This is a genomic window from Caminicella sporogenes DSM 14501, from assembly GCF_900142285.1.
Lineage (GTDB): Bacteria > Bacillota > Clostridia > Peptostreptococcales > Caminicellaceae > Caminicella > Caminicella sporogenes.
Genome location: NZ_FRAJ01000007.1, coordinates 111,314 through 123,393 on the forward strand (window position 1 = coordinate 111,314; position 12,080 = coordinate 123,393).

Sequence of the window (12,080 nt, forward strand, 5' to 3'; positions counted from 1 at the left end):
TTAAATGTTAAGTAGCAAAATCGAAAAAAGTATTATAGCTAAACAATTAAAAATTGGCATGACAAAAAGAGGTGGACAGCTGGTGTACTATTATAAGATAGAAGATAAATTGCTTTTTTCAAATGAAAAGTATGATGGATTAGAAGAAGTAAATAGCGAAGAAATAATAGAAAGTGAAGATAATATATATTTTTTGGGAAAACTTGAGATTTCAAAATCAAGAAGAAGTTTTTCAGTATCAGACCCTTCCCTTTTATTTTTAAAAGAGGAAGGGCTGAAGCTTTTAAAAAAATTAGAAATTGAAGAATATAAATTACCAAAATGGCTTATTTCAAAGATAAATTCTAGGAAGGTAACTTATATAAATACTGAATATCCTAATTGGAAAGATGTGTTGTATCATAAACATAAAAAAAAGTGGAAAGTGAATGTTATAGGTTTGGGAGATGTGGGCGGAACACTTGTTGTAGGTTTGAGGTTAGTTGGCGGGGATTGTATTTCTGAAATAGGGATATATGGAAGGAACGAATCTAAATTAAAAAGATGGGATTATGAAGTAAATCAAATACTGTCAACTTTTGATGATGTTTATTATCCACCAGTAAAAATAATAGAAGAAAATGAACTGTTTGATTGTGATATGTTTGTATTTTGTGCAAGTATAGGAGTGCCTCCTGTTGGCACAGAGGATAAAGATGTGAGGATGGTACAGTTTGAAGGAAATTCAAAATTGATAAAAAGTTATGCTAAAATGGCTCGTAGAAAAAGATTTAAAGGAATTTTTGCTGTAGTATCAGACCCTGTTGATTTACTTTGTAAGTCGGCTTTTATATGTAGTAATACTAATGAAGATGGAAAAATGGATTATAATGGATTAGCACCAGAGCAGATTAGAGGATATGGATTAGGAGTAATGCATGCTAGAGCAGTTTACTATGCTAGCAAATATAAAGAAGCAGCACATTATATGAGAGAAGGGCGAGCTTTTGGACCACATGGAGAGGGACTTGTGATAGCAGATAGTATAGAAAATTATAATGACGATATTTCGGTATATTTAACGGAAAAAACTATAAAGGCTAATATAGATGTTCGTAAGACAGGATTTAAACCTTATATAGCTCCTGCAATATCTTCGGGAAGTCTTTCGATAGTAGCAACTATAAAGCAAAAGTGGCATTATAGTGCAACTTTTATGGGAGGAGTATTTATGGGAGCAAGGAATAGACAGCTTTCTTCAGGAATAGAACTTGAAAGGTTGAATTTTCCTGAAAAATTATATAGGCGTATAGAAAATACGTATAATAAGTTGAGGAGCATATTATGATGAATGTGTATTTAATTATGCCTGGTGAAATTTCAAAGGAGCTTACAGAAATGGTAAAGTTTTTTACTAAAGATGTTGATACTATAATAATAAAAGATTCTGACAATATACCTAATCTTCAGAATAAGAAGATAATCTTTGCCGTTCAGTTGAATAATATAGGATGGAATATAAAACTATTTGAGATACTTACAAAACTGTATGAAAGAGGTACAAATGCTTTAAAAGGTTCTAGTGGATTTATACTAATACACAGTCCCTTAGAGTTTTATACAAAGAGTATGGCACAAAATATAATATTTATAGCTAATCAGATGGGTTGTAGATTTCCGGGTCATCCTGTGATTGAATGTATAGAAGATTTAAAGAATTTTAGAACTTGGGAAAAAAAATTAAAAATACCTTTGAAAAATATTTGTAACAAATTGTGTGAAAAGTTTGGAAAAACATTTTTTCAGGATAATCCTAAACTTATAAAAAAACCTAAAATACTTGCACTTCATGCAAGTTCATATGAAACATCTAATACTTTAACTTTATGGCGAATGATAAGAAGACATATTTATGATTGTGAAATAAGAGAATTTCATGTTGAAAATGGAACTATAGTTGACTGTAAAGGATGTTCTTATAAGACATGTAAACATTATAGTAAAAGAAATAGCTGTTTTTATGGAGGAGCAGTAGTAAAAGAAATACTTCCATCAATAGAAAGAGCTGATGCAGTGGTATGGATTTGTCCAAATTATAATGATGCTATTTCTGCTAAGATTATGGCTGTAATAAATAGAATGACTGTACTTTATAGGAAAACAAAGTTTTACAACAAAACTATGTTTGGTGTTATTGTATCTGGAAATTCTGGAAGTGATTCTGTAGCAAAACAGTTGATAGGAGCTTTAAATATAAATAAAAGTTTTAGACTTCCTCCATATTTTGCAGTAACGGCAATAGCAAATGATCCCGGAGAAATAATTAAAGTAAAGGGAATAGAGGAAAAGTCAAAAAAATTTGCCGAAAATATTATGAGAGAAATAAAAGCTTAAATATTTATTTTCTGTCATCAAGGATAAGTCCAATATATTCTTTATTATCATATTTTTTAGATTTAGAGTCTTTAAGAGGTACTTTTATACTTTTAAAAGCATAATAAATTTTAAGTATAAGACCTTTAGCTGGTTCAAACAGAAAATCTAATGCATTTTGTGATTTTTTAATTTTATCAATAAAAATTTTATCATCTATTTCAAGTTCTTTATCCCTTACAATATAAATACCGAGATTATTTAATTTATCTTTAAAGCTATGTATTATAGCTTTTATTTTTTTAACATTATCAGTATTAAAAGCTTTATCAAAGGATTCTAGAGATAAAATGGCAGTATTATATTTTGTTAAAAGCTCTTTCATGTTTTTTAATAATTTTTCTTTATTTTCATCAAAATTTTCTATTGTTTTTTCTAATAGTTGTTCATCATGATAAAATTTTTTATATTCTTTTTTTAATTCTCTTAAAGAATCATAATATTCATCATATGACATAAGGTGATTTCCAGATGAATAATATACGGTATTTTGAATTTTTTTAATAGGAGTTATAGAACTGATGGCATCAGCTTTGTTTACAGTATTGTTGCGGTCAATATAACTATTATGAATTCTGCTCTTTTTTATTGAAGAAGTTTTAGAAATTTTCATAAAGTACCACCACCTTTTTAATAGAAAGCTATATTTATATAATATTTCGGCAAAAGAAATATATTATTTTAAAAGATAAAAACTTTTATTACAAAGTAGAAAATTTTTTTGTCTTCATATTTTCTTCATAACTTCTTTATATAATGAAAATACAAAATAAATAAAAATAATTTAAGGAGGGATTAATAATGAAAAAAGGTATAATTTTAACACTTATAGCAGTATTTATTTTAGCGATGGGTGCTATGGTATATGCAGATAGTAAAGCTGAAGTACCTAGTTGGTTTAATGATATGATAGCTTGGAAGAAAGAACAGATTAAAAAAGCAGTAGAAGATAAAGTTATTACAGAAGAACAAGCTAAGTATTGGCAAGAAAGACTTGATTACATGCAAAAATTTCACGAAGAAAATGGATTTAACTTTCCAGGTGGATGCTTTGGTAGTGGTTTTGGAAGAGCTAGAGGTGCAAAAGGATTTGGATTTGGTCGAGGAATGATGGGTAGATATTGGCAAACACCTTCAATACAAGGAAATTAATAATGAAAAAAGATGGATAGGATTTATTTTATTCTATTCATCTTTTTTTTTTTTTTTTTTTTGCTAAATTTAAATTTTTAAAAGAGCTATTAGAAAAATATTAAAATTTACAATATGAAATAAAAATTGAAAAGATTTAATGACTAGATAAAAAGATAAGTACAATTGTATAATATTCTATAAAGAGGGGGAATTTTTATGATATATATAATAACTGCAATGTACTGGGAAGCTGAACCATTTATAAAATATTTAGGACTTAAAAGAGATGTAGATTCTACTAAATTTCAAGTTTTCAAAAATGATGAGTTTATCCTTATTATAAGTGGGGTAGGACCTATATCTTCAGCTGTGGCTACTACATATTTACTTACAATGTATAAAGCTGAAAATTCAGATTTGTTTTTCAATATTGGAGTTTGCGGGTGTAAAGATGATAAAATTGAAATTGGAAGCGTATTTTTATGTCATAAAGTTATAAATAATACTACAAATAGGAAATTTTATACAGATATGCTTTTTAAACATCCTTTTAGAGAAGGTGTATTAGAAACATTTTCAACTGTAGTAAATAAAGATTTTTATATTCAAGGTGATTTGATAGACATGGAAGGAGCAGGTGCTTTTGAAGCAGCTTCATATTTTTTACCACCACATCGTATTTATTGTATAAAGATAATTTCAGATTATTTAAAAAGTGATGAAATTAAAGGTGCAAAGATTTCAAAAATAATTAATGAAAAAATGCCTTTGATTATAAATTGGATAATGGAGGTAAAAAAGGCTTTAAAACCACTTCCTAAAGTTTTATCAAAGGATGAAGAAAAAAGATTGAAAATAATAAGTGACAATTTAAATTTAACTACGACTATGAGATATGAGTTTAAAAAATTGGCTCAAAAATATAAAGTAAGGAGAGGTAATTTACTAGATGTACTGAACTCTTTTATAAACGTAGAATGTAAAACAAAGAAAGAAGGGAAGATGTATTTTGAAAAAATCAAAAGACAACTTTGTACTACCTGAATTTTCGCATATTTATATTGAAAAAGATGCAAAATTCTATCCAAATACAAACAAAATACTATCTAAATTTAAAGATAAAATTCAAATTGAAATAGACCATTACAAAGATTTATTTTGCCGCAGTCGTCAAAATTTTAGAATGCAAAAAATTAGTCCTAAGTTAATATTAGCTGTAAAAAGAGACAATTTAGTTTATGAAGGAGCTCAAGTTTGTGAAGATTTTGGGAATAGATATTTTTATTATACATCTTCAATTATGAATTGTATTTATGATTGCGAATATTGTTATTTGCAGGGGATGTATCCTTCTGCAAATATAGTTATATTTGTAAATATAGAAGATATTTTCAGAGAAGTAGAAATTATGCTTAAAAAACATCCAGTGTATCTTTGTATTTCTTATGATAGTGATATTTTAGCTTTAGAGGGAATTACGTCTTATGTTTCTTATTGGTTGGGATTTGCAAGTAAGCATAAAAATTTAAAAATTGAGATTAGAACTAAAAGTGCAAATTTTAAAGCTATAAAAAAAGAAAAACCTTTAGATAATGTAATTTTAGCTTGGACTCTATCTCCAGATGAAATAATTAAAAAGTATGAAATAAAGACACCGAGTTTAAAATCTAGGCTTAATTCAATATATGAAGCAATAGAAAAGGGATGGAAAGTTAGAATTTGTTTTGACCCTTTACTATATGTAGATGATTGGAAAATTCAATATAGTAAATGTATTGACATGACTTTTGAATATTTACATTCCGAAAGAATTTATGATGTAAGTATAGGAGTTTTTAGAATATCAAAGGATTACCTGAAGAAAATGGAAAGAGAAAAACCGTATTCGAAAATATTAGCTTATCCATTTAAGTGCCAGAATGGAATATGCAGTTATTCAAAAGAACATGAGGATAAGCTGAAGAAGTTTGTGTATGAAGAGATATCTAAATATGTTTTAAAAGAAAAAATATATATTTAAAAATTACATAAAAAATGCTTATATATATATAAAAAATAAATAATAAAGATACAAAAATATTATGTGATATGGTAAAATATATAGTAAGTTTTTCAGAAAATTCAATATATACAAATGATTTAAAGGGGGAGTTATATATTTATGACAAAGAAGAAATTGACAAAAGAAAAAAAGTTTAGAGGTGGAAAAATAAGAAATAAATTGATATTGATTTTGATGACTGTAGTAATTATACCTCTTATTTTATTAGGAGTTTTTTCATACTTAAAATCAACAGAGATAATAAAAAGAGATTTGGCTGAAACGACATTACAGGCGGTAGAAGAAGTAAATGAATCAATTACAATGTTTTTAAAAGGAATAGAGTATCAGGTAAATACAATAGCAAGTAATTCAGCTCTTAAAGATTTAGATAAGACTGCAAATTCACAAGAACAAGAATTTAAAAAGCAAGTCGCTTTAGAACTTTTAAAAGATACACAGACTAGTAATCCAGATTTAATGTGGACATATTTTGGTAATGAGGAAGGCAGTATGTATATATTTCCTAAAGATGAACTTCCAGACGATTATGATCCGAGGACTAGACCATGGTATAAAAAAGCACTAGAAAATAAGGGAAAAGTTGTTTGGACTGAACCATACATTGATGCTACAGTTGATGAATTAGTTATTACAGCTGCTAAAACTGTATTAGATGGAGATAAAGTAATTGGTGTCGTTGGAATAGATATAAGTTTGAAGGATTTATCTGATAATTTATCTAAAAAACAAGTAGGTAAGAGCGGATATGTTTTTGTAACTGATAAAAAGGGTATGGTTATTTCTCATAAAGATAAAAAGTTAATAGGGACATATGATATAACGAAACGAGAATTTTGGAATAAGGTAAAATCTACTGATAAAAACTTTTTAGATTATACATATGAAGGGAAAAAGAAATTTTTAAGTTTTACTACAAACGAAAGAATGGGATGGAAGATATATGTAACTATGGAATTAAGTGAACTTACAGAGGATACATATATTATAAGAGAATTTACTTTATATATGGGTATACTTGGGATTATTATAGCTGTAATTATGGCATTTTTCCTTGCTTCAAATATTTCAAAACCAATAAATATATTAAAACAGGCTTTTTCTAGAGCAGCTGTTGGAGATTTAACTGTAAGGGTAAATATAAAATCTAAAGATGAATTCGGACAAATGGGAGATAGTTTTAATGAAATGATAGAGAATTTTAACAGGCTAATTAAAGAAATAAAAACTTCATCAGGTACAGTTCTTAAAACTTCCGAATCACTTAGTGAAATTACAGAACAGACAACTGCTGCAGCTGATGAAGTAGCAAAAACTATTGAAGAAATAGCAAAAAGTGCTGAAGAACAAGCTAGAGATACAGAAAAAGGAGCAACAGAAATAAAAACTTTAGCAAGTAAAATAGAATTAGTTTCTGAATCGATTATTGATATGAATAATATATCTAATGAAACAGATAATTTAACGGGTAAAGGTTTTGAAGCTGTAAAAACACTAATAGAAAAGAGCGATGAAAATAGAAAATCTGTATTAGAAATAAATGAACTTGTTTTAAAAGTAGATAAGAGTGCAGAAGAAATAGGGATAATTACGGATACTATTTCAGAAATAGCTGAACAAACTAATTTACTTGCTTTAAATGCTGCTATAGAAGCAGCTAGAGCGGGAGAATATGGGCAAGGTTTTGCAGTAGTAGCTGAAGAAGTAAGAAAACTTGCAGAACAATCAGCAAAAGCTTCTAATGAAATTAGAGAATTGATAGCTGGTATACAAAATCAATCTGATAATGCAGTAAAATCTATGGAAAAAGCAAGAATTATTGTTAAGGAACAAGATAAAGCAGTGGAAGAAACAAATGGTATATTTACTAAAATATCTAATTCTGTAAAAGTTTTAATACAAAAAATGTCAGAAATCAGGAAGTACAATGAAGATATGGCAGAAAAGAAAGAAGAAATAGTGGAAATAATTCAAAGTTTATCTGCTTCATCAGAAGAAACTTCAGCAGCAACACAGCAAGTATCAGCGGCAACAGAGGAACAGCTTGCTACTATGGAAGAAGCAAATTCTTATTCACAAAAATTAAAAGTCCTATCTAAAGAACTTGAAGTAGCTGTTAATAAGTTTAAAATAGAGAAAGATAATAATGATGCGGGTTTGGATAGTAATAAGAAGATATAGAAGATTAAAATTAAATTAGAGGCCAGTCAGAATGACTGGCTTTTTGTATTAGAAGATTTTACATAAAATTTTAAGATGAGTAGTAGAAATTGAGAATTTACAAAACGATTGTTATAATTATATGTATTAATATACAAATAAATAGGAGGATTTTATGGAAAAAATCTGGAACTTTGTCGGTGAAAAAATTGAAGGACTGTCTATAGTTGAAAGTATACTTTATGCTAAAGGAATTACAGCTAAGGAAGAAATCGAGGAATTTTTAAGTGATAGGCCAAAAAAGACGTATAATCCTTTTCTTATAAAAAATATGAAAGAGGCTGTAGAGAAGATTTTAAATCACTTAAAAAATAACAGCAAAATAGTTATATTTGGAGATTATGATGTTGATGGAGTAACTTCTACAGCTTTATTGGTAGAGTTTTTTAGTAATATTACAAATAACATAGATTATTATATACCTAATAGATTTTCTGAAGGATATGGTTTAAATAAAGAAGCTATAAAATATATAAAGGAAGAAATGAAAGGAGATTTAATTATTACGGTTGATAATGGAGTGAGTTCCTTTGATGAAGTAGAATATGCTAAGGAAATAGGACTCGACATTATTGTTACGGACCATCATAATCCACCTGAAAAACTCCCTGAATGTATTTTAGTAGATGTCAAGCAAAAAGGAGATATTTATCCGTTTAAAGAACTTTGTGGTTGTGGCATAGCCTTTAAATTGGCTCAAGCGTTGCAGAGAAGTTTAAAGCTACCTAAAAATACTCTTTCAAAACTTTTAGATTTAGTAACTCTTGCAACTATAGCAGATATTGTACCTTTAATAGATGAGAATAGAACATTAATTAAATATGGTTTGAGAATAATTAATTCAAATAAGAGACTTGGATTATCAGTTTTAAGGGAAGTTGTTGGACTGAAGGATAAGGAAATCAATGCAGGGAGAATAGGATTTATTTTAGCACCATGTTTTAATGCAGCAGGTAGACTTGAAGATGCTAAACTAGGAGTAGAGCTTCTTTTAGAAAAAAACGAAGAAAGAGCTTTAAAACTTGCAAATATTTTATACAGACTTAATAGAGAAAGGCAGAAAGTTCAGGAGAGAGGAGAAGAATACTGTAGACAATTAGTTGAAAAAAATTACATGAATTATGATTTTCTTGTACTTAGAGCAGATAATATTTCAGAAGGTGTTATAGGTATTGTTGCTGGAAAGATAAAAGATATATTTTATAAACCTACTTTAGTTGTTACGAAAACGGAGGAAGGATATTTAAAGGGAAGTGGACGAAGTATTAAAGGTATAAATATATATGAAGAATTAAAAAAAGTATCTGATTTATTTATAGGTTTTGGTGGACATGAGATGGCATGTGGATTTTCTCTAGAAGAAGATAAATTAGATGAGCTAAGAGAAAAGCTGAATTTTAGGGCAAAAGAAATAAAAAATGAAAGTCCTGACATATTTATACCTAAAATAGATATTATTGCGGAAATTAAACCAAGTGATTTAACTATTGATTTAATAGAAGAAGTATCTAAACTTGAACCTTATGGTATGGGGAATTCTAAACCTTTATTTGCTATAAAAAATATAAAGGTTAATACAAAGTGGACTAGAGCATGTGGAAACAATAATATTCATCTCAAATTTAGTGGCAAAAAAGATAATATATTTTTAAATGGAGTAGGTTTTTCTTTAGCAGAAAAATACAATAATTTAGGAGAAGTACTTTATGTTGATATTGCATTTAGTCCAGAAATTAATGAGTATAATGGTAAAGTTAGTGTACAAATGGTTATAGAAGATATAAAGAAATCTGAAATCGAATGAAAAACACAGAACTTTAGGAGGTGTTGTATTGATAAAAAATTTTTTGAAGGATAGAGAATTTGAAAGAAATAAAGAGGAAATATTGAAAATGGCAGGAATTTTAAAATCAAATTCTTTAGGAACAAATTTTAAAGACAAATTGAGTGTTATGGAAGCTGAAAGTAATGATGATAGAAAATATGCTTGGCATTATGAGTTAGCTGAATATAGAAAGAGAAAAAGAAGGGAAATGTTTTATATTGTTGGTGCTATTTGTGGAATATTGAGTTTGTTAATAAATATTGTATTAAATTATTCTAAAATTAAAGATATATTTGTATTAATATTGAAAAATTGGGTATTTTAATAATAAGCTGAGCAGCTTTTCTACTCAGCTTATTTTACTTTAGAATAGTTTAAATTAGTTTTATATGTTTTTAAATTACATTGTATGAACTATATCTAAACCTATACCTAATAGACCTATTACTAATATTAGACCAAATATAACTATCATTAAAACCCTGTCTTTTTCATTTTTTTTGAGATTTAAATATATAAAGTAACCTAATAAAGTAGTAATACTTCCAATTAATACAAAAATATATGAAAAGAGTCCAAAGTGTTTTAAGTACCATTTAATAAAGTAATCAAAGATTATAAATCTTGGGCCTAATGATTCTTTTAATGTAAAGAAATTCATTTAAATGTCCTTTCTTTAATATGGTTTTATATAGAATTATGTCTATTTTTATTTATTATAAGTTTAGAACTGATAAGAGAACCTATTATTGCTGGAAGAATCCATGCAAATCCTGCTTTTGAAAGAGGGAGCGTATTCATAAATTTTCCAATAAAAGAAGTATTAATTCCTATAGCAGAAAAACCATCAATGAGACTTACAAATAGTGCTCCAAAAACAGCTCCTGAATAAGCTCCTTTGTTTTTAATAAAGTTATCAAATAAACTCATTATTATGAGAACTATAGCAATTGGATAGACAGTTACTAATAGCGGTACAGCAAATTTTATTATTTGTTCAACACCTATATTTGCAAAGATAGCACTAAATATAGTAGTTGCAATTACAATGATTTTGTATGATAATTTACCATTAGTTAAATTATTGAAATAATTTCCAACTGTAGCAGTTAAACCTATAGATGTTGTAAGACATGCAACAGATACAGCAAGTCCAATTCCATATTTTCCAAAACTACCAAGTATTTTTTCAGTTATACCTATAATTAGATTAGTTTTATGAATATTAGTAGGGAATATACTGCTTGATGTTGCTCCTATATATAAAAGACCACCATATACAAAAGCAAGACCTATACCAGCAATTAAACCTGCTTTCATAGTAAGATTAATTTGTTCTTTTTTACTATTATAACCTTTTTCAGCAAGTGAAAGCATAATTATTCCACCAAAAACTATTGATGCAAGAGCGTCCATTGTTTGGTATCCTTCGACAAATCCTGTTGAAAATGGTTTTTCAATGTTTGTAGTAATTGGAGTTCCAATTGGAGAAATAATACCTTTAATCATTATTGCCGAAACAATTAAAAGAAGTATTGGTGTGAGAAATTTTCCTATTTTATCTACAATACCAGACGGTTTGATAACGAAAAAGAGAGTTATTCCAAAATATATTATTGAGAAAATTATTGAATTTGAATTTTTAAATATAGGCTTAACTCCCATTTCAAAAACAGTAGCACCTGTTCTTGGTATTGCAAGAAGAGGACCTATAGCTAAGATTATAACAGTTCCTAGTATTTTGCTGAAAATAGGATTAATTTTATTTCCGAGGTCATTTATAGTTCCTCCTGCTTTAGAAACAGCAAGTATTCCTAATATAGGCATACCTATTCCTGTAAGGAAGAAGCCTATCATACATTGTATCCAACTTTTACCTGAAACTAAACCTAAAGCTGGTGGAAATATTAAATTTCCTGCACCAAAAAACATAGCAAATAAAGCCATACCTACCACAAAAACATCTTTACTTTTTTTTGACATAAAAATTCCTCCATATTTTTATTAAATTTTGTTTAAAATCACTAGTGTTCAATTTTAAGAAAAAATTTGAAAATATAGGATTATCTGTTTATATTATAGAGTGGCTAAAATAATATGATAAAAGAATTTAAGTTAGAATATGCAGTAATAGATTTAAAAAATATATTGATTTATATAATATTAGATTTGACTGTGAAATTTGTTAAAAATATTTATGCATATTTAGTATGAAATTTATGTAATATAAAGATTATTAAAGTTTCATGAAATATATAATTACACCTTGTTTGTGAAAAATTTAATAATAAAATTATTTAAATTTTGAACACTAGTGATTTAGAATAAACAGCTTTGATTATCTATCAAATATTTTAAAATTTTAAGAATATACATAAATTGGTATATTGTAAATTTTCTAACAAATAAAATTTCCAGATATAATTA

11 protein-coding genes are annotated in these 12,080 nt (G+C 27.4%); 8 read left to right on the forward strand and 3 right to left on the reverse strand.

The window, feature by feature from the left end; genetic code table 11:
- The first annotated feature begins 82 nt into the window (after window positions 1-82).
- Together BUA90_RS05325 and BUA90_RS05330 are read left to right on the forward strand one after the other, a co-directional pair.
- Entirely contained in the window at window positions 83-1,327 is a 1,245-nt protein-coding gene (locus BUA90_RS05325; RefSeq protein WP_330390672.1) for a Rossmann-fold NAD(P)-binding domain-containing protein, read from the forward strand.
- A complete protein-coding gene (locus BUA90_RS05330) occupies window positions 1,327-2,373 on the forward strand; it encodes a flavodoxin family protein (protein ID WP_330390674.1) in 1,047 nt (348 codons plus the stop codon). Before BUA90_RS05325 ends, BUA90_RS05330 begins: the two co-directional genes overlap by 1 nt.
- Window positions 2,374-2,377: 4 nt before the next feature.
- On the opposite strand, the gene BUA90_RS05335 is transcribed toward BUA90_RS05330, so the two are convergent.
- Window positions 2,378-3,025: a hypothetical protein gene (locus tag BUA90_RS05335; RefSeq protein WP_072966386.1), complete on the reverse strand. Its 648-nt coding sequence runs from the start codon at window positions 3,023-3,025 to the stop codon at window positions 2,378-2,380.
- 188 nt (window positions 3,026-3,213) lie between these two features.
- Between BUA90_RS05335 and BUA90_RS05340 the strand changes: the two genes are divergently transcribed.
- The 6 genes from BUA90_RS05340 (at window position 3,214) to BUA90_RS05365 (ending at window position 9,978) form a co-directional block, all read left to right on the forward strand.
- Window positions 3,214-3,564: a DUF2680 domain-containing protein gene (locus BUA90_RS05340; RefSeq protein WP_072966389.1), complete on the forward strand. Its 351-nt coding sequence runs from the start codon at window positions 3,214-3,216 to the stop codon at window positions 3,562-3,564.
- Between the two features lie 198 nt (window positions 3,565-3,762).
- Window positions 3,763-4,590 (forward strand): 5'-methylthioadenosine/S-adenosylhomocysteine nucleosidase family protein, encoded by an 828-nt coding sequence (locus BUA90_RS05345; protein WP_072966390.1) that lies wholly within the window; start codon window positions 3,763-3,765, stop codon window positions 4,588-4,590.
- Window positions 4,556-5,566: an SPL family radical SAM protein gene (locus BUA90_RS05350; protein WP_072966392.1), complete on the forward strand. Its 1,011-nt coding sequence runs from the start codon at window positions 4,556-4,558 to the stop codon at window positions 5,564-5,566. Before BUA90_RS05345 ends, BUA90_RS05350 begins: the two co-directional genes overlap by 35 nt.
- Window positions 5,567-5,707: 141 nt before the next feature.
- Window positions 5,708-7,789, forward strand: coding sequence for a methyl-accepting chemotaxis protein (locus tag BUA90_RS05355; protein ID WP_094756746.1), 2,082 nt, complete (start codon window positions 5,708-5,710; stop codon window positions 7,787-7,789).
- 154 nt (window positions 7,790-7,943) lie between these two features.
- Window positions 7,944-9,632: a single-stranded-DNA-specific exonuclease RecJ gene (recJ, locus tag BUA90_RS05360; RefSeq protein ID WP_072966394.1), complete on the forward strand. Its 1,689-nt coding sequence runs from the start codon at window positions 7,944-7,946 to the stop codon at window positions 9,630-9,632.
- A 28-nt stretch (window positions 9,633-9,660) separates the two neighbouring features.
- Complete coding sequence (locus BUA90_RS05365) at window positions 9,661-9,978, forward strand: hypothetical protein (RefSeq protein ID WP_072966396.1); 318 nt, start codon at window positions 9,661-9,663, stop codon at window positions 9,976-9,978.
- A gap of 75 nt (window positions 9,979-10,053) precedes the next feature.
- Here BUA90_RS05365 and BUA90_RS05370 read toward each other — a convergent pair whose 3' ends face one another.
- Together BUA90_RS05370 and brnQ are read right to left on the reverse strand one after the other, a co-directional pair.
- Entirely contained in the window at window positions 10,054-10,314 is a 261-nt protein-coding gene (locus tag BUA90_RS05370) for a hypothetical protein (protein ID WP_072966398.1), read from the reverse strand.
- Window positions 10,315-10,340: 26 nt separating this feature from the next.
- On the reverse strand, window positions 10,341-11,636 hold the full coding sequence (gene brnQ, locus BUA90_RS05375) for a branched-chain amino acid transport system II carrier protein (RefSeq protein WP_072966400.1): 1,296 nt from the start codon (window positions 11,634-11,636) through the stop codon (window positions 10,341-10,343).
- Window positions 11,637-12,080 lie beyond the last annotated feature (444 nt).